The organism is Clostridium sp. CTA-5 (genome assembly GCF_054768135.1).
In genome coordinates, this window is record NZ_BAAAAT010000005.1 from 171,169 (window position 1) to 191,074 (window position 19,906).

The 19,906-nt window shown below is 28.5% G+C and carries 23 protein-coding genes; 22 read left to right on the top strand and 1 reads right to left on the bottom strand.

The genetic code is table 11. The annotated features are described in order from the left end of the window. Positions 1-176: 176 nt before the first annotated feature. The 3 genes from ACYUET_RS11430 to ACYUET_RS11440 are packed head-to-tail and all read left to right on the top strand — an operon-like array spanning position 177 to position 2,192. Positions 177-1,106 carry a tetratricopeptide repeat protein gene (locus ACYUET_RS11430; RefSeq protein ID WP_460279723.1) on the top strand — a complete coding sequence of 310 codons (930 nt, stop codon included), beginning with the start codon at positions 177-179 and terminating at the stop codon, positions 1,104-1,106. Between the two features lie 33 nt (positions 1,107-1,139). Then, positions 1,140-1,637 carry a GNAT family N-acetyltransferase gene (locus ACYUET_RS11435; RefSeq protein ID WP_460279725.1) on the top strand — a complete coding sequence of 166 codons (498 nt, stop codon included), beginning with the start codon at positions 1,140-1,142 and terminating at the stop codon, positions 1,635-1,637. Between the two features lie 51 nt (positions 1,638-1,688). Continuing rightward, positions 1,689-2,192 carry a flavin reductase family protein gene (locus ACYUET_RS11440; RefSeq protein WP_460279727.1) on the top strand — a complete coding sequence of 168 codons (504 nt, stop codon included), beginning with the start codon at positions 1,689-1,691 and terminating at the stop codon, positions 2,190-2,192. Positions 2,193-2,244: 52 nt separating this feature from the next. Here the strand turns inward: ACYUET_RS11440 and ACYUET_RS11445 are convergent, their stop codons facing one another. Next, positions 2,245-2,892 carry a hypothetical protein gene (locus ACYUET_RS11445; protein ID WP_460279729.1) on the bottom strand — a complete coding sequence of 216 codons (648 nt, stop codon included), beginning with the start codon at positions 2,890-2,892 and terminating at the stop codon, positions 2,245-2,247. A gap of 248 nt (positions 2,893-3,140) precedes the next feature. On the opposite strand from ACYUET_RS11445, the gene ACYUET_RS11450 reads away from it, so the two are divergent. The 19 genes from ACYUET_RS11450 (at position 3,141) to mnmA (ending at position 19,718) form a co-directional block, all read left to right on the top strand. Continuing rightward, a complete protein-coding gene (locus ACYUET_RS11450; RefSeq protein ID WP_219778912.1) occupies positions 3,141-3,590 on the top strand; it encodes a MarR family winged helix-turn-helix transcriptional regulator in 450 nt (149 codons plus the stop codon). 14 nt (positions 3,591-3,604) lie between these two features. Beyond that, complete coding sequence (locus ACYUET_RS11455) at positions 3,605-4,573, top strand: beta-ketoacyl-ACP synthase III (RefSeq protein WP_460279732.1); 969 nt, start codon at positions 3,605-3,607, stop codon at positions 4,571-4,573. A 296-nt stretch (positions 4,574-4,869) separates the two neighbouring features. Beyond that, positions 4,870-5,094, top strand: a complete 225-nt coding sequence (locus ACYUET_RS11460) for an acyl carrier protein (RefSeq protein ID WP_460279734.1) — start codon at positions 4,870-4,872, stop codon at positions 5,092-5,094. Between the two features lie 103 nt (positions 5,095-5,197). After that, the gene (gene fabK / locus ACYUET_RS11465; protein ID WP_460279736.1) at positions 5,198-6,139 is read left to right on the top strand and encodes an enoyl-[acyl-carrier-protein] reductase FabK; all 942 of its coding nucleotides are present in this window, start codon (positions 5,198-5,200) and stop codon (positions 6,137-6,139) included. After that, entirely contained in the window at positions 6,132-7,073 is a 942-nt protein-coding gene (fabD, locus tag ACYUET_RS11470; protein WP_460279738.1) for an ACP S-malonyltransferase, read from the top strand. Before fabK ends, fabD begins: the two co-directional genes overlap by 8 nt. 22 nt (positions 7,074-7,095) lie before the next feature. Next, positions 7,096-7,836 (top strand): 3-oxoacyl-[acyl-carrier-protein] reductase, encoded by a 741-nt coding sequence (fabG, locus tag ACYUET_RS11475; RefSeq protein ID WP_460279740.1) that lies wholly within the window; start codon positions 7,096-7,098, stop codon positions 7,834-7,836. A 17-nt stretch (positions 7,837-7,853) separates the two neighbouring features. Continuing rightward, on the top strand, positions 7,854-9,089 hold the full coding sequence (gene fabF / locus ACYUET_RS11480) for a beta-ketoacyl-ACP synthase II (RefSeq protein ID WP_460279743.1): 1,236 nt from the start codon (positions 7,854-7,856) through the stop codon (positions 9,087-9,089). 20 nt (positions 9,090-9,109) lie between these two features. After that, on the top strand, positions 9,110-9,616 hold the full coding sequence (accB, locus tag ACYUET_RS11485; RefSeq protein WP_460279745.1) for an acetyl-CoA carboxylase biotin carboxyl carrier protein: 507 nt from the start codon (positions 9,110-9,112) through the stop codon (positions 9,614-9,616). Between the two features lie 4 nt (positions 9,617-9,620). Then, complete coding sequence (gene fabZ / locus ACYUET_RS11490) at positions 9,621-10,049, top strand: 3-hydroxyacyl-ACP dehydratase FabZ (RefSeq protein ID WP_460279747.1); 429 nt, start codon at positions 9,621-9,623, stop codon at positions 10,047-10,049. A gap of 9 nt (positions 10,050-10,058) precedes the next feature. Then, positions 10,059-11,411: an acetyl-CoA carboxylase biotin carboxylase subunit gene (locus ACYUET_RS11495; RefSeq protein WP_460279749.1), complete on the top strand. Its 1,353-nt coding sequence runs from the start codon at positions 10,059-10,061 to the stop codon at positions 11,409-11,411. Continuing rightward, positions 11,404-12,291: an acetyl-CoA carboxylase, carboxyltransferase subunit beta gene (gene accD / locus ACYUET_RS11500; protein ID WP_460279751.1), complete on the top strand. Its 888-nt coding sequence runs from the start codon at positions 11,404-11,406 to the stop codon at positions 12,289-12,291. Before ACYUET_RS11495 ends, accD begins: the two co-directional genes overlap by 8 nt. Beyond that, positions 12,284-13,099, top strand: coding sequence for an acetyl-CoA carboxylase carboxyltransferase subunit alpha (locus ACYUET_RS11505; RefSeq protein WP_460279753.1), 816 nt, complete (start codon positions 12,284-12,286; stop codon positions 13,097-13,099). The genes accD and ACYUET_RS11505 overlap by 8 nt, the downstream gene beginning before the upstream one ends. 452 nt (positions 13,100-13,551) lie before the next feature. Beyond that, a complete protein-coding gene (locus tag ACYUET_RS11510) occupies positions 13,552-14,493 on the top strand; it encodes a DUF4003 family protein (RefSeq protein ID WP_460279755.1) in 942 nt (313 codons plus the stop codon). A 76-nt stretch (positions 14,494-14,569) separates the two neighbouring features. Next, positions 14,570-14,983, top strand: a complete 414-nt coding sequence (locus ACYUET_RS11515; RefSeq protein WP_219778899.1) for a HutP family protein — start codon at positions 14,570-14,572, stop codon at positions 14,981-14,983. A gap of 249 nt (positions 14,984-15,232) precedes the next feature. Next, on the top strand, positions 15,233-16,477 hold the full coding sequence (locus tag ACYUET_RS11520) for a replication-associated recombination protein A (RefSeq protein ID WP_460279756.1): 1,245 nt from the start codon (positions 15,233-15,235) through the stop codon (positions 16,475-16,477). Between the two features lie 84 nt (positions 16,478-16,561). Next, positions 16,562-17,005 (top strand): RrF2 family transcriptional regulator, encoded by a 444-nt coding sequence (locus ACYUET_RS11525; protein ID WP_219778897.1) that lies wholly within the window; start codon positions 16,562-16,564, stop codon positions 17,003-17,005. A 3-nt stretch (positions 17,006-17,008) separates the two neighbouring features. Then, the gene (nifS, locus tag ACYUET_RS11530) at positions 17,009-18,190 is read left to right on the top strand and encodes a cysteine desulfurase NifS (RefSeq protein ID WP_460279758.1); all 1,182 of its coding nucleotides are present in this window, start codon (positions 17,009-17,011) and stop codon (positions 18,188-18,190) included. 1 nt (position 18,191) lies between these two features. Beyond that, positions 18,192-18,629 carry a Fe-S cluster assembly scaffold protein NifU gene (gene nifU, locus ACYUET_RS11535; RefSeq protein WP_460279760.1) on the top strand — a complete coding sequence of 146 codons (438 nt, stop codon included), beginning with the start codon at positions 18,192-18,194 and terminating at the stop codon, positions 18,627-18,629. Continuing rightward, the gene (gene mnmA, locus ACYUET_RS11540; protein WP_460279762.1) at positions 18,630-19,718 is read left to right on the top strand and encodes a tRNA 2-thiouridine(34) synthase MnmA; all 1,089 of its coding nucleotides are present in this window, start codon (positions 18,630-18,632) and stop codon (positions 19,716-19,718) included. It abuts the gene before it with no gap. Positions 19,719-19,906 lie beyond the last annotated feature (188 nt).

Consider the following 19,906-nt stretch of genomic DNA (forward strand, 5'->3'; position numbering starts at 1 on the left):
TATAATGAAGAAATAAATTATTATAAAAGCATTTTATTTTTAAATTTTTAAGTGATATACTTATTTTTAGGCACATTCAAGAAAATAATAGATTAGTATTCACGTATATTTTGTCTATTTTTTTATTTCATGTGCCTGAGTTATTAGAAAACTTTTATGGCAAGGATGAATTTTGAATGGAAAATAAGAATTATTTGTATGATAATTATTTAAATATGGCTAGAAATTTAAAAAGTGAAAGAAACTTATTAAAAGCTCTTAAATTTTACAAGAAAGCTTATTCATTAAATATAGGGAAAAAAGATATAGAATTTTTGCTTGATATGGCATTGTTATGTGATGAAATAGGCCTTAAAAGTGAAGCAAAAGAAAAATATTTTGAGGTAATAAATTTAGATGGAAATGATTCGAGAGCTTATTATGGTTTGGGAACAATATATGATGAGTTGGGAGATTTAGAAAATGCTAAGAAGTATTATAAAAAGGCAATACAAAAAGATGCATCTTATGATAAGGCGTATTTTTTCTTAGCTAATATATATGATGAATTAGGAGAGATGTATAAGGCAATAGAATATTATAATAAATCTATTGAATTAAATCCAAAGGATTTATGGGGATATGCAAATATAGCATGTATTTTAGAAGAATTAGATAAAAATGAAGAGGCATTAAGATATATTAATAAAGCATTAGAAATTGATTCATATCATTATAGAATATTGTTTAATAAAGGGGTAATATTAAATAAATTAAACAGAAGAGAAGAAAGTGTAGAATATTATAAAAAATCTATATTAAGTAATCCTAAATATCCTTACAGTTTTTTAAATTTGGCTGTTATTTATAGAGAAGATAATGATTTTACTAGTGCAATAAATATAATAAATGAAGGGATAAAAGAAAATTTAGATGAAGGTTTCTTGTATTATAATAGGGCTTGTTTTTATGTTAATATAGGAGAACAATTAAAAGCTTTAAAAGATGTACAAAAAAGTATAGAATTAAATGATTTATTTTTAGAATATATGAAAGAAGATACTGAGCTAGATTCAATAAGAGAGTTAAAAGAGTATAAAGATTTATTTGATGTAGTATATGAATAAGCAATAAGATAATTTTTATTATTTGGAGGGGCAATGAACATTATAATTGATAAAATGAAAAAAGAAGATTTTAATGAAATGATGAATATATATAATGAAGGAATAAAAACAGGAATTTCAACATTTCAAACAGAGCTTCCATCATACAATCAATGGAATGAAGGGCATATAAAAACCTGTAGATTAATTGCTAAAAGTGATGAAAAAATAGTAGGGTGGGTAGCATTATCTAAGATTTTTACAAGGGAAGTATATAATGGATTTTTAGAATTAAGTATATATATTAAAGAAGGTTATAAGGGAAATGGAATTGGAAGAAAGTTATTAAATAGTGTTATAGAAGAATCAGAACGGGAAGGAATCTGGTCTCTTCAATCTTTAATAATTTCAACAAATGAAGCAAGTATAAATTTACATAGTAAGTGTGGGTTTAGAAAGGTTGGGTATTGGGAAAAAGCAGGGAAAATGAAAGATGGAATTTGGCACGATGTAGTAGTGATGGAAAGAAGAAGTAAAAAAGTTGGAATATAAAATAATAAATATTATTTTAATAATATATAAGAACAATTGGGAGGTATAAATATGAAAAATACTTTTACAGATGGATTAGAAATATCAATGGATAATCTTTATAAGACAGGAGCATTTTTAACAGCAGGAGATGAGAAAAAAGCTAATGCGATGACTATAAGTTGGGGAACAATAGGATATATTTGGAGAAGACCAATATTTATGGCTTTAGTCAGAGAAACAAGATATACAAAACAATTTTTAGATTCTGGAGATAGTTATACAGTAAGTATCCCTTATGATGGAACTATGAAAGAAGAGTTAGCTATATGTGGCACAAAATCAGGTAGAGATATAGATAAAGAGAAGGAAGCTAATATTAAATTTATACCTAGCAAAAAAGTAAAAACACCTATAGTTAATGGATGTAATAAATATTATGAATGTAAAATAATGTTTAAACAAAGTATGGACTTTGATACTCTTGATGAAGAAATAAAGCAAAAATTTTATGGCATAGGAGAATCAAAGCACGTATTATATTTTGGTGAAATAGTAGAAGATTATATAAAATAGAATATTATAAGTTTAATATAAAAGGAGAATCTTTAAAGATTCTCCTTTTATATTATTTTCTATATTGAATTCCTGATAAATTAGGTGTGTGTTCAAATTCGATTGGTTCATTTTTATATAAGAATTTAACCCCATCAATCCATTCACCTTTATATTTTACTTGAAGGAATGTTTCTAATAAGCTAGATTCTGAAACTTCTCCACCAGTAGAACCTTGTAATTTATTAGCTACCCAGTTTGGTTTCTTTAAATCAGCATTAGAAGTAACATTTTTATTTGTAGCATTTTCTTCTAAATTAATAGTAGCGATTTTTTTACCATCTATATTATCGATAGATTTAACTTCAATTGGTAATCCTTCAAAAACTTTTTCAGAAAGAGCTTTTGATAATTCTTTTAATTTATTATCTAAACTTAAGTCTTTAGATAACTCAATATTTGAAATTTCTTTAATGCTCATACTATCAGCATCCATTGTATATATAGAAAATTTCTCTTTTTCTTGTTTGTCGTTTTTTGGAGTTTCAACAGGTTTATTTTCTTTATTATTAGTAGCATTTTTATCTGTGTCTTTTGAATCTTCTACCACAGTATTATTTGTATTATTATCATTTTTAGGGTTGCTAGTTGAGTTTGAAGAACATCCTACTAAAAACATACTTAATGTCAATACTATAGTTAAAATTAATTTTTTATTCATTATTTTTGTCCTCCTTCTTATGTAAAAATAATTAATCAGTTTAAAATATTGTAATAATTATAGCATAAATGTATACCAAATAAAAGATTCGGGTATAATATTACGCTTATTTATTAAATTTTGTCAAAAGTAAAGATTGACAACTTAATTTGATTGTAGTATATTTTGATTATCAAAATATTTGATTGTATAAATTATTGAGGCTTGGGGTAAAATTCTATCAATGCTTTAACTGGAGGAAAATATAAATGGAAAAATCTAAAAAGGTGGTTAATGAACTTTTAGTACAATTGTTTAATGATATTTTACAAATAGAAGAACATACATTGAGAGAGGGCGTAATATCAGATCTTTCAATTACTGAAATACATACAATTGAAGCAATAGGAATGTATACTAAAAGAACTATGTCTGAAGTAGCTCAAGACTTGAAAATAACTGTTGGAACTTTAACCACAGCAATTAATAAACTTATAAAAAAAGGATATGTTGAGAGAAATAGGATAGAAGAAGATAGAAGAGTGGTTTTAATTAGTTTAACTAAAAGGGGAAAACTTGCTTATAGATTACATGAAAAATTTCATGAAGATATGGTTACTAGTTCAATAGAAGGATTAAATCCAAATGAAGAAGAGATCTTAACTTCCTCATTAAGCAAAATAAATAAATTTTTAAAAGAAAAATATAAATTAGAATAATTAAGGAGAATGTTATGAACATTAAAATAGGGGGAATAGGGGCATATTTACCAGAATTAGTAGTGACTAATGATAGAATTAGTGAATTTGTTACTACAAATGATGAGTGGATAGTAGAAAGAACAGGTATAAAAGAGAGAAGAATATCTGAAGGTGAAAATACATCACAAATTGCTATAAAAGCATCTAGTGTTGCCCTTAAAAGAGCTGGAATTAAAGGAGAAGATTTAGATTTAATAATTGTAGCAACAATTACTCCAGATATGTTTATGCCATCAGTAGCATGTTTAGTTCAAAAAGAGTTAAATGCTGATAATGCAGCAGCATTTGATATAAATGTTGCTTGTTCAGGGTTTGTATATGCATTAGAAACTGCAAATTCATTAATGAAATCATTAAATTACAAGAATGCATTAGTTATTGGTGCAGAAACACTTTCAAAGGTTGTTGATTGGACTGATAGATCAACTTGTATACTATTTGGTGATGGAGCAGGAGCAGCTGTACTTGTAAAGGATGAAAAAAAGGGAATAATAAATTCATATTTAAAAACAGAAGGTAAAAAAGGAGACTCTTTAACTATAGGAGCATTAGAATTTAATACTCCATTTACTAAAGAAAAATCTGAAACTAAACAATATGTAGAGATGAATGGCCGAGAAGTTTTTAAATTCGCTACATCAGCGATTATTAAAGCAATTGATGGAGTACTAGAAAACACAGATGTTTCGCTAAATGACATAAAATATATAGTACCACATCAAGCTAATGTAAGAATTTTAGATTATGTTGCTAGAAAATTAAATTTAGATATAAATAAATTTTATTTGAATTTAGATAAAGTAGGTAATACATCATCAGCATCTGTCCCATTAGCATTAAATGAAATGTATGAAAAAAATATGTTAAATGATGGTGACAAAATACTTTTAGTTGCTTTTGGTGGAGGCTTAAGTTATGGAGCTACATTAGTAGAATGGTAATTAAAAATATAAATACAAATAATTTATATAAGTTCCAATAAAGTTTGTTCATTAATATAAATTTTTAAATATTTATAAATTATATTACTGCCCACTATAGTGAGGAACTTATATAGAAAATTTATGATATATATGCTTCTAACTTGATATTATTAATTAAAGATAATATTTGTATAAAAATTATATAAAAGATTATAAATGTAATAACTTAATTAGAACATATATATTAAAATAAAGAGTTATAAAATTAAAATTTAAATAGATAAGATATAAGGAAAATTTAGGAGGAAAAAAATATGTTATTTGAAGAAATTAGAGATGTAATATGTGAACAATTAGGAGTAGAAAGCGATGGAATAACTTTAGATACAACATTTGAAGAATTAGGAGCTGATTCTTTAGACTTATTCCAAGTTGTAATTGAATTAGAGGAAAAATATGATATTCAAATAGAAGAGGTTGAAAATTTAAAGAGTTTAAAAGATGCTGTTGCATATGTAGAAAAACATACAAACAACTAATATAAAAAAATAAAAGACAAATAAATCGGGTATGCAATTATAAGTATTCCCGATTTACTTATAAAGTTTAGTATTTTTATAAAATTACTAGGAGGAAATTTTAGTGAAGAATAATAGAGTATGCGAATTACTTAATATAGAATACCCTATATTTCAAGGAGGTATGGCTTGGATAGCAGATGCTTCTTTAGCAGCATCTGTAAGTGAAGCTGGTGGAATAGGAATAATAACAGGTGCAGCACCAACTGAATGGGTTAGAAATCAAATAAGAGAAGCTAAAAAATTAACTAAGAAGCCATTTGGTGTAAACATAATGTTAATGTCTGAAAATGCAGAAGAAATAGCAGATTTAGTATGTGAAGAAGAAGTATCTATTGTTACAACAGGTGCAGGAAGTCCAGGAAAATACATGGAAAAGTGGAAAAGTCATAATATAAAAGTAATTCCAGTTGTTGCATCAGTAGCTCTTGCTAAAAGAATGGAAAAAGCAGGTGCGGATGCCATTATAGCTGAAGGAACAGAGTCAGGTGGACACGTAGGTCAATTAACTACTATGGCTTTAATACCACAAGTTGTAGACGCAGTGAGTATTCCGGTAATAGCAGCAGGTGGAATAGGTGATGGAAGAGGAGTTGCAGCCTCATTTATGCTAGGAGCTGAAGGTGTTCAAGTTGGAACTAGATTTTTAGTGTCTAAGGAATGTACTGTAAATCAAAATTATAAAGATAAGATTTTAAAAGCTAAAGATATAGATACAGAAGTAACAGGAAGATCAACAGGACATCCAGTAAGAGTTATAAAAAATAAACTTTCTAGAAATTATGTTAAATTAGAAAAAAGTGGAGCAGATGTTGAAGAGCTAGAAAAACTAGGTGCAGGTACATTAAGAAAAGCTGTTGTTGAAGGCGATATGGATAATGGTTCTATAATGTCAGGTCAAATTGCAGGATTAGTTAACAAAGAACAAACTTCTAAAGAAATAATTGAAGAAATGTTTAATGAAGCAAAAGAAAGATTCAAGCTGTTTGGAGGAAATAATGAATAAGAGAAAAATAGCATTCCTTTTTCCTGGGCAAGGAGCTCAATATGTAGGTATGGCAAAGGAATTTTATGAAGAAATACCAGAATGTAAAGAAATAGTAGACAATGCAGAAAAAATATTAAATATGCCTATAAAGGATATGATATTTAATGGTCCAGAAGAAGCATTGATGCAAACTGAAAATGCTCAACCTACAATAGTAATTGCTTCTTTAGTTGCTTTAAAAGCTCTTGAAGTTAATAACATTAATGCTGAATATACTGCTGGACTAAGTTTAGGTGAATATGGAGCTTTAATATATGGTGGAGCACTTTCATTAGAAGATGGATTACTTCTTGTAAAAGAAAGAGGAAGAATAATGGGTAATTCACTTCCAAAAGGTCTTGGAAAGATGGCTGCTATATTAAAACTTGATAATAATAAAATAGATGAGTTATTAGAAAAAGCAAGTGAATTTGGAATAGTTGAAGCTGCAAATTATAATTGTCCTAAACAAGTAGCAATTGCAGGAGAAAATAAAGCAATTGATGAAGCAGTAAAAATAGCTAAAGAACTTGGTGGCTTAGGTATACCTTTAAAAGTAAGTGGACCATTTCATAGTTCACTTTTAAAACCAGCAAGTGAAGAATTTTACAATGCATTAGAAAAAGTAAATATAAAAGAATTAAATAAAGTTGTGTATTCAAATGTTAAGGGATTACCGTATAAAGAAGATGATGATATTAAGGATTTATTAAAGAGACATATAAGGTCATCAGTACTTTTTGATAAAACTATTGAAGATATGATAGAAAATGGTGTAGATACATTTATTGAAGTAGGTCCAGGTAAGGTACTTAGCGGATTTGTAAAAAAGATTAATAGAAATGTTCAAATTTTAAATGTTGAAAATATGGAATCATTAAATAAAGTATTAAAGAGCTTAGAAGCTAACTAGCTTAAGGAGGATTTATATTAATATGTTAAAAGGAAAATGTGCGATTATTACAGGTGCAGCAAGAGGAATAGGTAAAGCCATTGCATTAAAGCTTGCTTCACTTGGAGCAAATATAGTTTTAAATTATAGAAGTAGTGAAGAAGAAGCTAAAATAGTTGCTGCTGAAATAGAAAAAATGGGTGTTGAAGTTTTAACTGTTAAAGGTGACATAAGTAATTTAAATGAAGTGGAAAATCTTATAAATACAGCAAAAGAAAGATTCGGAATTATAGATATTATTGTAAATAACGCTGGAATTACAAAAGATACACTTATACTTAGAATGAAAGAAGAAGACTTTGATAGCATTATTGATGTAAATTTAAAAGGAGTTTTTAATTGTTTAAAATCAGTTACTCCTGTTATGGTAAAACAAAAGCATGGAAAAATAATAAATATTTCATCAGTAGTTGGTGTTGTTGGGAATGCAGGGCAAGTAAATTATGCTGCTTCTAAAGCAGGGGTTATAGGAATGACTAAATCTTTAGCTAAAGAGTTAGGTGGAAGAGGCATTAATGTAAATGCAGTAGCACCAGGATTTATTGAAACTGATATGACAAGCACTTTAGGTGATAAAGTAAAAGAAGAAGCAAAGAAAAACATACCATTAAAGAAATTTGGAACTACAGAAGATGTTGCAGGTGTTGTAGCTTTTCTTGCTAGTGAAGAGTCAAAATATATCACAGGTCAAGTTATAAACGTTGACGGTGGAATGGTAATGTAGTGGAGGATTAGAGAGTTATGGAAAGAAGAGTTGTAGTTACAGGAATGGGAGCATTAACTCCTATAGGTAATAATGTAGATACGTTTTGGGAAAATAGTAAAGAAGGTAAATTAGGAATAGATTTTATAAAATTAATCGATAATGATTTAATTGATGTTAAGATTGCTGGAGAACTTAAAGATTTTAATCCAGAAGATATAATAGGAAAAAAAGAGTGTAAGAGACTAGATAGATTTGCTCAAATGGCAATGGTTGCAGCAGATGAAGCAATAAAAGATTCTTGCATAGATTTAGATAAAGTTGATAAAAAGAGATTTGGAGTTATGGTAGGTTCAGGAATAGGTGGATTTGCTACAATTGAGAGTGAGTGTAGCAAGTTAGTTACAGGAAAATCAAAAAGAATGTCTCCGTTTTTTGTTCCAATGGCTATTATAAATTTAGCAGCAGGAAATATTGCAATTCAATATGGTTTAGAAGGAACTTGTACATCGGTAGTAACAGCATGTGCAACTGGAACTAACAATATAGGAGATGCGTTTAGAGCAATAAAGCATGGATATGCAGACATAATGTTAGCAGGGGGAGCAGAAGCTCCAATCACAAGAATTGGAATAGGTGGTTTTCATAGCATGAAAGCACTTAATTCATCTAATGATCCATCTAAAGCATCTACTCCTTTTGATAAAAATAGAAGTGGTTTTGTAATGGGAGAAGGAGCAGGGATTTTATTACTTGAATCTTTAGAATCAGCACAAGCAAGAGGAGCTAAAATTTTAGCTGAAATAGTTGGTTATGGTTCAACTTGTGATGCTTATCATATTACATCTCCACATCCAGATGGAGTTGGAGCAGCAGAATCTATGCTTCAAGCAATAAATGAAGCTGGAATAAAAGAAAATGAAGTTTCTTACATTAATGCACATGGAACTTCAACTCAATTAAATGATAAATTTGAAACAGCTGCAATTAAAAGAGTTTTTGGAGAAGATGCTTATAACATACCAATATCTTCTACAAAATCAATGACAGGTCACCTATTAGGAGCAGCTGGAGCTATTGAATCAGTAATCTGTATAAAAGCTTTAGAAGAAGGATTTATTCCTCCAACAATAGGGTATGAAACAAAAGATGAAGAGTTAGATTTAGATTATGTACCTAATATAGGAAGAAAACAAGATGTTAAGTATGCTTTAACAAACTCTTTAGGTTTTGGTGGACATAACGCAACATTACTATTTAAAAGATGGGAATAGTAATTTAGGAGGGAATTTTTATGGATTTTGAAAAAATTAAAGAACTTATTAATGTGGTAAATTCTTCTGATTTAGCATTTTTTGAAATAAAGACTGATGAAAGTTATATAAAAATGGATAAATCATTAACTAGAAATTTAGGAGAAGCTTCTAATAAGGATACCAATATAGAAAAACAAACATCAAAAGAGGTTGCTTATGAAAAGAATGAAAAAATTAATAAAACAAATTTAAAAGAAGAAGTAACTATAGCTAAAAAAGAAGTTGAAAATGATGATTTAGGTGATGCAACAATAATTACTTCACCAATGGTGGGTACATTCTATTCATCACCATCTCCTGAAAGTGATCCTTTTGCTAAAGAGGGAGATGATATAAAAAAAGGTCAAACTATCTGCATAATCGAAGCAATGAAACTTATGAATGAAATTGAAAGTGAATATAGCGGAAAAATAGTTAAGTGTTTTGCAAAAGATGGAGATATGGTAGAGTATGGTCAAAAATTATTTGCTATAAAGGGGGAGTAATTAGATGTTAAATATAAAAGAAATAAAGGAAATTTTACCTCATAGATATCCATTTTTACTTATTGATAGAGTTACTGAGATGGATATAGAAGAAAAATTATTTGTAAGAGGATATAAAAATGTTTCTGCAAATGAAGAATTCTTCCAAGGACATTATCCAGAAGAACCTATTATGCCAGGGGTTTTACAAATAGAAGCGTTAGCTCAAACAGGAGCAGTAGCGATTCTTTCTATGGAAAAGTTTAAAGGTAAAACACCATTATTTGCTGGAACTAATAAAGTAAGATTTAAAGCTAAAGTTGTACCAGGAGATAGATTAGATTTATATTGTGAAATAATTAAATTAAAAGGACCAATAGGAATAGGTAAAGGAATAGCATCAGTTGATGGGAAAACAGTTTGTGAAGCTGAAATACTTTTTGCTATAGGATAGGTGAAGTTTATGTTTAAAAAAGTGCTTATTGCAAACAGAGGAGAAATTGCAGTTAGAATAATTAGAGCTTGTAGAGAGATGGGAATTCTTACAGTTGCTGTTTACTCAGAAATTGATAAAGAAGCACTTCATACTCAATTAGCTGATGAAGCAATTTGCATAGGACCAGCTGCAGCTAAAGACAGTTATTTAAATATTACCAATATCTTAAGTGCTTGTGTTTTAACAGGCGCAGATGCAATACATCCGGGATTTGGATTTTTATCAGAAAACCCTAAATTTGCAAAGATGTGTAGAGAATGTAATATAAAATTTATAGGGCCAGACTATGAATCTATTGAATTAATGGGTGATAAAGCAAGAGCTAGAGAAATAATGAAAAAAGCTAATGTTCCAGTTGTACCAGGATATGAAGGTTCTATAGAGAATGAAGAACATGCTTTAAGTATTGCTAAAGAAATTGGTTATCCAATAATGATAAAAGCAGCAGCAGGTGGCGGCGGTAAAGGAATAAGAGTTGCAAGAAATGATGAAGAATTTTTAAAAGGATATAAAACTGCAAAATCAGAAGCTAAGGCATGTTTTGGTGATGATAGATTATATATAGAAAAATTTATTGAAAATCCAAGACATATTGAGTTTCAAATCTTAGCTGATGAACATGGTAATGTTATTCATTTAGGAGAAAGAGAATGTTCTCTTCAAAGAAAAAATCAAAAGGTACTAGAGGAGGCTCCTTCTAATATACTAACTGAAGAAATTAGAACTAACATGGGTGAAATTGCAAAAAAAGCAGCAAAAGCTGTTAATTATAAGAATGCTGGTACAATAGAGTTCTTATTTGATAAAAATAATAATTTTTATTTTATGGAAATGAATACGAGAATACAAGTAGAGCATCCTATAACAGAGATGATTACAGGAGTAGATTTAGTTAAAGAACAATTAAAGATAGCTTATGGTGAAAAATTATCATTAACTCAAGAAGATATAAAGATAACAGGTCATGCTATAGAATGTAGAGTTAATGCAGAAGATCCAGAAAATGATTTTAGACCATGTCCAGGAGAAATTTCAGAACTTTGTCTTCCAGGTGGGATGGGAGTAAGAATAGATTCAGCAATATTTTGTGGATACAAAATTCCATATTGTTATGATTCAATGGTTGCCAAACTTATTACCTATGGAAAAACACGAGATGAAGCAATTGTTAAGATGAAAAGAGCTTTAGGTGAATTTGCAGTAGGTGGGGTTAGGACAAACATAGATTTTCAATTTTCTATACTTGAAACTGAAGAATTCTTAAGAGGAGAGTATGATACGTCATTTTTAGCAGAAAAGATGGTGAAGAATAATGCTTAAAGATTTGTTTAGAAAAAATCAATATGCTACTGTTAATCCTTCAGTACTTAAAAATAATGTTACTGCAAAAATACCTGAAGATAAACCTAATATCCCTTCAGGTATGTGGACCAAATGTAATAGTTGTAATAGTATGATTTATTATGAAGATTTAGAAAATCATAAACATGTCTGTACAAAGTGTGGTTATCACTTTAGAATAAGTCCACAAGAAAGAATAAAACAGTTTTTTGACAAAGATACATTTAAAGAAATGTGGAGAGGTTTAACAACTAATGATCCAATTAACTTTGAAGGGTATGAAGAAAAACTTAAAAAGGCTAAAAGTGCTGTAGATAGCAATGAAGCAGTAGTTACAGGAGTAGGAAGACTTAATGGAGTAGAGATAGCATGTGCTATAATGGATAGTTTCTTTATGATGGGAAGCATGGGAACTGTTGTTGGAGAAAAGATAACTAGAATAGTAGAATATGCTACTGAAAATAAAATGCCAGTTGTTATCTTTACTGCTTCTGGTGGTGCAAGAATGCAAGAAGGAATATATTCATTAATGCAAATGGCTAAGATAAGTAGTGCAATAGCAAAACATGATGATGCAGGACTTTTATATATTACTGTTTTAACAGATCCAACTACTGGAGGTGTAACAGCAAGTTTTGCTATGGAAGGTGATATTATTTTAAGTGAACCAAATGCTTTGGTAGGATTTGCAGGAAGAAGAGTAATAGAAAATACAATTAAAGAAACTCTCCCTGATTCATTTCAAAAAGCGGAATTTTTACTTAAAAAAGGTTTTGTTGATAAGATTGTAGAAAGAAAAAATATAAGATCATGTATATATAAAATTCTTGTTTTACATGGAGTTGGTAGATATGAATAAAGAATTAATGAAAGCTATAACAGTAACACCATGGGAAAAGGTGGAGATTGCTAGACACAAGGAAAGACCTACGGCAAAATATTATATTGATAATATATTTAAAGACTTTATTGAATTTCATGGTGACAGATTATTTGGAGATGATAAAGCTGTTATAGGTGGAGTCGCTTCAATAGAAGGTATAAATGTTACTGTAGTTGCTATAACAAAAGGTTCTAGTACTAATGAAAATATTGAAAGAAACTTTGGTATGCCAAACCCTGAAGGATATAGAAAAGCTTTAAGACTTATGAAACAAGCGGAAAAATTTAATAGACCAGTGATTTGTTTTATAGATACACCAGGAGCATTTTGTGGTGTTGGAGCAGAAGAAAGAGGTCAAGGAAGTGCTATAGCAAATAACCTTGTTGAATTAAGTAGACTTAAAGTACCAGTTATTTCAATTGTTATTGGAGAAGGTGGAAGCGGTGGTGCTTTGGCATTAACTGTTGGTGATAGAATACTTATGCTAGAAAATGCTGTATATTCAATACTTTCACCAGAAGGTTTTGCTTCGATTTTATGGAAAGATAGTAAAAGAGCAAAAGAAGCTGCTGAAGTTATGAAAATAACAGCACAAGATTTAAAAAACTTTGGTATTATAGATAGAATAGTAAGGGAACCTAAAGGGGGAGCACATAAGAATCCACTTAAGCAAACTCTTATGATAAAGGAAGAAATTTTAATTTCACTAAAAGAAGTTAGATTTACAGAAATAGATGAATTATTAAATGAAAGATATGATAAATTTAGAAAAATAGGAATTTAAATAATAATTAATATTGTAATATATACGTTCTAATTAATAAAATTCATAAATATCATAAGTGTTATATCTGATATTTAAATATAACAATGTAATTTTAATGAACAAATTTTTTTAGAACATATATTAAAGAAGCTCTAAGGATTATGGTATCCTAGAGCTTCTTTAGGCACATTAAAAAAATAATATACCAGTAAACTCGTCTATTTTGTGTAATACTGAGTAAACAAATCTAGCCACAATAGCTTGCTATTAACTGAACTTGCTTTCTTGTTTGACACAGAGAATATACAACGTCACTTTGGTATATTAGTTTATTTCATACACATTAAATATAAAATATCCAAAATAGTAGAAATATTCTAGCATAAATTTATATATAATAATATTGACAATAATAGTATGTAGAAATAATATAGTATTAAATATATTGTTAAAATTAAGAGGTTGGTAGTATGGATGTAGATCTGAGAAGTAAAGTAAATATTTTTAAAGAATACTATGATAATGTAAATAAGTCATTAAGACTTGATAGTAGTAAAATTAAAGTTTTGGAAAGTTTTTTATATACTATAACTAATGAAGAAATTGATTATATAAAACTAAAAGAAATAAGAAAATATATAAAAAAGAGTGATATAGGATTTAACTTTAATTCAGAAATGAAAAAAGTAATGTCTATTTTTTTATATTCAAATAATAATTATGAGAAAATAATTAAAGACACATCAATGATATACAATCATTTGATTAGTAAAGGGTTTGAATTGGACAAGTTAACTGAATTTATATCATTTAATATAAGTGTTAGATTTCCTGAAATAGAATATGATAATATTATAAAAAAAATGATATACATAAAAGAAAATATAGAATCTAGATATAGTATAGGAAAAGAATGTAGCTTAAGAAATTTATGCTTTTTAAACCTTTCAATGTTTACAAAAGAGAGTGATGAGGTATTAAAAGATTATTTTGAAATTTATGATACATTAATTAATGAAGGGATAAATAAAGAGAAAGGATTATATTCAGTATCTACTTTAATGCTCTCAGATAATAAAAATTATCTAGGTAGACTAGAAAAGCTTAAAGATATAAAAAAAATATTTTATGATAATAATATTGTATTAGATAAAGAATATTATTTATTACTAGGACTATCATCATTGATTGTTGAAAAAAGTGACAAATTTGTTGATAATGTACTTGAAGTTCATAAATGTCTTTATGAAAAAAAATATTTAAAGAAAAATACTTTAATGTTACTTTCAATAGCTTTAGTTTTAAATGAATATATTGAGGTTACTTATGCAGAATATACAAATTTCTTTTCGGATAGAGAAGTAAATATACTTAATAGATTATTAGAATATCTGTCGATAATAATAGTCTAAGGATATATTTTAAAATATAGAATAATTTAAATGTTAATATAATTTTAAATATTTTATAAAAAGGAGCAGAAAGAATATGGATAGTAATAGTACTAGAGTTGCTAAAATTGCAACTAAGATGGCCATATGTGATAGACATGAAGAGGAAGAATTAAAAAGAATTTATAATAAACAAGATGTTAAGGTTACAGCAGTTAATATAGGAGGAAATATTAATTCATCTATATCTAAGATATTAGAAAGTGCTTTAGTAGCTTCAAAGAGAAATGGTCTTATAAGAGAAGAACATTTACATGAAGGTGCTGTTATAGGTGCTACTAGAGATGCTATAAATCAAATTTCTAATAGAGCAAATGCTCAAAATGTTGGTGGAAAAATTGGAATAGCCAGAGGTGGTGAACATATATCAGTCTGTATATTTTTAAGTATTGGATTGCTTCATTTAGATGAAGTGGTTATAGGAATAGGGCACAGAGCTATTTCTATATAGTGGATTTGGGTAAAAAATATGATTTTATTAAAAATAATAATATTAAGCAACTATTAAGTAATAGATGTTTATGTTAATAATATTCACTATATGTAAGAGATGCAAACTTATAAAAGGTTTGCTTTTTTTTATGCTTTATTCTACTATTAACTATATATAAATTATGTTACATGTATTAACAATATAGTTAGAAATAGCTTATTAATATATAATTAAATATATAATATGTAATTTTGATGAGGTGAAAATATGAGGCCATTAGCAGATTTAATGAGGCCAAGTAAATTAGAGGATTTTGTTGGGCAGAAGCATATATTAAGTGAAAAAAGCCCATTATATAATTTGATAAAAAGTAATCAAATATGTAATTGTATATTTTATGGACCGCCGGGAACTGGAAAAACAACATTGGCTAATATAATGGCCAATTATGTTGATAAAAAGTTCTATAAATTGAATGCAACAACAGCATCTGTAAAAGATATTCAGGAAATAACGGGAAGTTTAGATAATTTATTAAATTATGGTGGTATAGTTCTTTATATAGATGAATTACAACATTTTAATAAAAAACAGCAACAAGCTTTATTAGAATTCATAGAAGATGGAAGAATAACATTGATAGCAAGTACTACAGAAAATCCTTATTTTGTAATACATAAGGCTATAATAAGCAGGTGCAATATATTTCAATTTGAACCATTAAAAGTTTCTGATATAGTATTAGGACTTAAAAAGTCTTTAGATAAATTATTAAATGAAGGTATAGAAGTTGACTACTCTGAGAAAGCTTTAGAGTATATTGGAGAAATATCTCAAGGAGATTATAGAAAAGCGTATAATATTTTAGAATTAGCTATAAATTCTCAAGTTAAGTTAGTTAAAGAAATTTCAACTGAGTATATAGAGTCTCTTGGTCAGTCTAATTTAAGATCTGATAGTAGTGGAGATGAATTTTATAACTTATTAAGTGCTTTGCAAAAAAGTATTAGAGGAAGTCACCCAGACGCAGCGGTACATTATTTAGCAAGACTTATAAAAGGTGGGAATATGTCAGCAATTATAAGAAGAATATCTGTAATAGTGGCAGAAGATATAGGGCTTGCGCATCCAAATGCATTAACTGTTGTTAATTCTGGGATTGAATTAGCTTTAAAAGTTGGATTCCCTGAAGCGGGTATAATTTTATCAGAACTAGTTGTTTATTTAGCAACACTTCCTAAATCAAATAGTACTTATAGGGCTCTAAATTCCGCAATGAGTGATTTAGAGTCAATAAATATTGGTGATATACCTAAGCATTTAAAAGATGCTCATTATAATGGTGCAAAAAAATTAGGGGTTGGAGGATACAAGTATCCACATGATTATCCTAATAATTATGTGAAACAGGAATATTTACCTTTAGAATTAAGAGAAAAAAAGTATTACATTGAACAGAATAATAAATATGAAGAAAGTATAAAAAAATATTGGGATACAATAAAAAAGTAATTTTAACTAATTGACAAAAGCCGAGTGTTTTGATAAGATATAAACGGAATTTATAATTAATAAATAATTAAGTGGGTGAAATGAATGAAACTTTCTACAAAAGGTAGATATGGAGTTAGAGCTATGGTTGACCTAGCATTTAACTATGGAGGGCCACCGACATCAATAAAAACTATATCTAAAAGACAAGGTCTTTCTGAATATTATTTAGAACAACTATTTAGTCCACTTAGAAAAGCCAATATAATCAGAAGTATAAGAGGTGCTCAGGGAGGATATGTATTAAGTAAACCCCCAGCAGAAATTACTGTTGGAGATATCATGCATGTTTTAGAAGGACCAGTTGAAATAGCAGATTGTATTGATGGAGTAGAGTGTTCAAATGTTGACAGTTGTGCAACAAAATTATTATGGCAAAAGATAAAAGATAGTATTGATGATGTTATGAATTCAATTACGTTACAAGATATAATAGATGACTATGATGGAAAAAAAACATCAATAGAGATTGTTGATAGGAGTGAATAAATAATGAGAAACGTTTATATGGACTATGCAGCTACAACTTATGTTAAACCTGAAGTTCTAGAAGAAATGTTACCATATTTTACAGAGAAATTTGGTAATCCATCTTCTTTTTATGGAATATCAAGAACAACTAAAATGGCGATAGATGAAGCAAGAGCTAAAATTGCAAAAGCATTAAATTGTAAAGCACAAGAAGTATACTTTACAGGTGGTGGATCAGAAGCTGATAACTGGGCAATAAAAGGAATTGCTTCTGCACACAAAAATAAAGGAAACCATATTATAACAACAAAAATAGAACATCATGCAGTTCTTCATACTTGTGAATACTTAGAAAAACAAGGTTATGAAGTTACATATTTAGATGTTGATAAAGAAGGATTTATTAACTTAGATGATTTAAAAAATGCTATAACAGATAAAACTATATTAGTTTCAATTATGTTTGCTAATAATGAAATAGGAACTATTCAACCTATTAAAGAAATAGGAGAAATATGTAAAGAAAACAATATATATTTCCATACAGATGCAGTTCAAGCAGTTGGTAATGTGCCAATTGATGTAAAAGAAATGAATATAGATATGTTATCTTTAGCAGGACATAAGGTTTATGGACCTAAAGGAATCGGAGTTTTATATATAAAACAAGGAATTAAGATTGATAATTTAATTCATGGTGGTGCTCAAGAAAAATCAAGAAGAGCGGGAACTGAAAATATAGCAGGAATAGTTGGTCTTGGGAAAGCAATTGAACTAGCAAATGATAATTTAGAATCTCACATGAAGAAAATGACAGAATTAAGAGATAGATTAATAGAGGGACTTCTAAAAATTCCGTATACTAGATTAAATGGACCAACAGGTGATAAAAGATTACCAGGAAATGTGAATGTATGTTTTAGATTTATTGAAGGAGAATCAATTTTATTATCTTTAGACTTTGAAGGAATATGTGCATCAAGCGGAAGTGCATGTACATCAGGATCATTAGATCCATCTCATGTATTATTAGCGATTGGTCTACCACATGAAAGAGCACATGGGTCATTAAGATTAACATTAGGTGAAGGCTCAACTATAGAAGATGTAGATTATGTTATTGAGACTGTACCACCAATTATTGAAAGACTAAGAAATATGTCACCATTATGGGATGACTTTTTAAAGAAGGGAGAAAATTAATATGATATATACAGATAAAGTAATGGACCATTTTAAAAATCCAAGAAATGTTGGAGAAATTGAAGATGCTAACGGAATAGGTGAAGTTGGAAATGCCAAGTGTGGCGATATAATGAAAATATATTTAAAGGTTGAAGATAATATTATAAAAGATGTAAAGTTTAAAACTTTTGGCTGTGGATCAGCTATAGCATCGTCATCAATGGCAACAGAAATGATAAAAGGTAAGAGTTTAGATGAAGCATGGGAATTAAGTAATAAAGCTGTTGCGGAAGCATTAGATGGACTTCCACCAGTAAAAATGCATTGTTCAGTGCTTGCAGAAGAAGCTATTCATAAGGCTATAAATGATTATAGAGAAAAAAATGGTTTAGACATAAAACCGATGAAAGAACATAATCATGATGAATTACACAACATGGTTCATGGAGAAGAATAGATGAATAACTCTACTAAGAAAAAGGTATTAATAGGTATGAGCGGTGGAGTTGATAGCTCTGTTGCTGCATATTTATTAAAACAACAAGGTTATGAAGTTATTGGGGCCACAATGCAGATATGGCAAGAAGACAATGAATATGCAGAAAAAGAAGGGGGATGTTGTTCCCTTTCTGCTGTAAATGATGCTAGAAGAGTATGTGACAAGTTAGATATACCTTTTTATGTTTTAAATTTTAGAGATTATTTTAAGGATAAGGTTATAGATTATTTTGTGCAAGAATATATAGATGGAAGAACTCCTAATCCTTGTATAGAATGTAATAAACACTTAAAGTTTGATGAACTTTTAAGAAGAGCAAGAGGAATAGGTGCAGATTATGTAGCTACAGGCCATTATGCAAAAATTGAAGAAAAAGATGGTAGATATCTTCTTATAAGATCAGATGATGATAGAAAAGATCAAACTTATGCTTTGTATAATTTTACCCAAGATCAATTAAAGCATACCCTTATGCCTTGTGGAGAATATACAAAAGATAGAATAAGAGAAATTGCTAAAGAAATAGGGTTAGCGGTTCATAATAAGAAAGATAGTGAAGAGATATGCTTTATTCCTGATAATGATCATGGAAAATATATATTAAATGCAAGACCAGGTGTTATAAAACCAGGCAATTTTGTTGATAAAAATGGTATTATACTTGGAAAACACAAAGGAATTGTATATTATACTATTGGTCAAAGAAAAGGGTTAGGTATTGCACTTGGAAGACCTATATTTGTAACAGATATAAATCCTAAAACAAATGAGGTTGTTTTAGGTGCTGAAGAAGATATATTTAAAACTGAATTGATAGCTGGAAATTTGAATTTTATTACTTTTGATACTTTAGATAAACCACTTGAAGTTGAAGCTAAAATAAGATATTCTGCAAGACCAGCTAAGGCAATTATTTCTCCTTTAAAAGATGGAAGAGTTAAAGTGATATTTAAAGAAAAACAAAGAGCTATAACAAAAGGCCAATCGGTTGTATTTTATAATGGAAACATTGTAATTGGTGGAGGAATAATTGAAGCTATCATTTAATTTTTGTTTGTTTAAATAAGAGTATTATATATCGGTTAATTCTGTTATTTTAAAGTAACAAGAAAAAAGTGAATTTCACTTTTTCTTGTTACTTTTTTTATCCAAAAATTAATTATTTATAGAATTTATTTCTTACATTATGGATAGAATACCAATTAGATAGTAGAGAACTATTAAGATAAGGAGTA

Excerpts from the sequence above, each read along its gene's own strand:
- ACYUET_RS11430 (WP_460279723.1), top strand. The coding sequence starts at position 177 with ATGGAAAATAAGAATTATTTGTATGATAATTATTTAAATATGGCTAGA.
- ACYUET_RS11435 (WP_460279725.1), top strand. The coding sequence starts at position 1,140 with ATGAACATTATAATTGATAAAATGAAAAAAGAAGATTTTAATGAAATG.
- ACYUET_RS11440 (WP_460279727.1), top strand. The coding sequence starts at position 1,689 with ATGAAAAATACTTTTACAGATGGATTAGAAATATCAATGGATAATCTT.
- ACYUET_RS11445 (WP_460279729.1), bottom strand. The coding sequence starts at position 2,892 with ATGAATAAAAAATTAATTTTAACTATAGTATTGACATTAAGTATGTTT.
- ACYUET_RS11450 (WP_219778912.1), top strand. The coding sequence starts at position 3,141 with ATGGAAAAATCTAAAAAGGTGGTTAATGAACTTTTAGTACAATTGTTT.
- ACYUET_RS11455 (WP_460279732.1), top strand. The coding sequence starts at position 3,605 with ATGAACATTAAAATAGGGGGAATAGGGGCATATTTACCAGAATTAGTA.
- ACYUET_RS11460 (WP_460279734.1), top strand. The coding sequence starts at position 4,870 with ATGTTATTTGAAGAAATTAGAGATGTAATATGTGAACAATTAGGAGTA.
- fabD (WP_460279738.1), top strand. The coding sequence starts at position 6,132 with ATGAATAAGAGAAAAATAGCATTCCTTTTTCCTGGGCAAGGAGCTCAA.
- fabG (WP_460279740.1), top strand. The coding sequence starts at position 7,096 with ATGTTAAAAGGAAAATGTGCGATTATTACAGGTGCAGCAAGAGGAATA.
- fabF (WP_460279743.1), top strand. The coding sequence starts at position 7,854 with ATGGAAAGAAGAGTTGTAGTTACAGGAATGGGAGCATTAACTCCTATA.
- accB (WP_460279745.1), top strand. The coding sequence starts at position 9,110 with ATGGATTTTGAAAAAATTAAAGAACTTATTAATGTGGTAAATTCTTCT.
- fabZ (WP_460279747.1), top strand. The coding sequence starts at position 9,621 with ATGTTAAATATAAAAGAAATAAAGGAAATTTTACCTCATAGATATCCA.
- ACYUET_RS11495 (WP_460279749.1), top strand. The coding sequence starts at position 10,059 with ATGTTTAAAAAAGTGCTTATTGCAAACAGAGGAGAAATTGCAGTTAGA.
- accD (WP_460279751.1), top strand. The coding sequence starts at position 11,404 with ATGCTTAAAGATTTGTTTAGAAAAAATCAATATGCTACTGTTAATCCT.
- ACYUET_RS11505 (WP_460279753.1), top strand. The coding sequence starts at position 12,284 with ATGAATAAAGAATTAATGAAAGCTATAACAGTAACACCATGGGAAAAG.
- ACYUET_RS11510 (WP_460279755.1), top strand. The coding sequence starts at position 13,552 with ATGGATGTAGATCTGAGAAGTAAAGTAAATATTTTTAAAGAATACTAT.
- ACYUET_RS11515 (WP_219778899.1), top strand. The coding sequence starts at position 14,570 with ATGGATAGTAATAGTACTAGAGTTGCTAAAATTGCAACTAAGATGGCC.
- ACYUET_RS11520 (WP_460279756.1), top strand. The coding sequence starts at position 15,233 with ATGAGGCCATTAGCAGATTTAATGAGGCCAAGTAAATTAGAGGATTTT.
- ACYUET_RS11525 (WP_219778897.1), top strand. The coding sequence starts at position 16,562 with ATGAAACTTTCTACAAAAGGTAGATATGGAGTTAGAGCTATGGTTGAC.
- nifS (WP_460279758.1), top strand. The coding sequence starts at position 17,009 with ATGAGAAACGTTTATATGGACTATGCAGCTACAACTTATGTTAAACCT.
- nifU (WP_460279760.1), top strand. The coding sequence starts at position 18,192 with ATGATATATACAGATAAAGTAATGGACCATTTTAAAAATCCAAGAAAT.
- mnmA (WP_460279762.1), top strand. The coding sequence starts at position 18,630 with ATGAATAACTCTACTAAGAAAAAGGTATTAATAGGTATGAGCGGTGGA.